This window comes from Mammaliicoccus sp. I-M35, from assembly GCF_022386455.1.
Classification (GTDB): Bacteria; Bacillota; Bacilli; order Staphylococcales; family Staphylococcaceae; genus Mammaliicoccus; species Mammaliicoccus sciuri_A.
This window is the reverse complement of record NZ_JAJNIL010000034.1, coordinates 1-377: the sequence shown is the minus strand read 5'-3', so window position 1 is coordinate 377 and position 377 is coordinate 1. Positions and strand designations below refer to the sequence as shown.

Below are 377 nucleotides of genomic sequence, written 5' to 3'. Positions count from 1 at the left end.
CACCATGTTTTAGAGCCATTAGCTCAGTTGGTAGAGCATCTGACTTTTAATCAGAGGGTCAGAGGTTCGAATCCTCTATGGCTCACCATTTAAGCGGGTGTGGCGGAATTGGCAGACGCACTAGACTTAGGATCTAGCGCCGCAAGGCGTGGGGGTTCGACTCCCTTCACCCGCATTATTATTAATATGATTTAAGCATTTAATTTTGCAGAAGTAGTTCAGCGGTAGAATACAACCTTGCCAAGGTTGGGGTCGCGGGTTCGAATCCCGTCTTCTGCTCCATTATTTGCCGGGGTGGCGGAACTGGCAGACGCACAGGACTTAAAATCCTGCGGTAAGTGATTACCGTACCGGTTCGATTCCGGTCCTCGGCACCA

General features: G+C 50.1%; 4 tRNA genes. All 4 read left to right on the top strand.

The features are described 5' to 3' along the window. Positions 1 to 12: 12 nt before the first annotated feature. The 4 genes from LQ679_RS14710 (at position 13) to LQ679_RS14695 (ending at position 377) form a co-directional block, all read left to right on the top strand. Positions 13 to 88: transfer RNA gene (locus LQ679_RS14710), tRNA-Lys, on the top strand. Positions 89 to 93: 5 nt separating this feature from the next. Beyond that, a tRNA-Leu gene (locus LQ679_RS14705) sits at positions 94 to 175 on the top strand. A gap of 32 nt (positions 176 to 207) precedes the next feature. After that, positions 208 to 282, top strand: a tRNA-Gly gene (locus LQ679_RS14700). A gap of 6 nt (positions 283 to 288) precedes the next feature. After that, positions 289 to 377, top strand: a tRNA-Leu gene (locus LQ679_RS14695).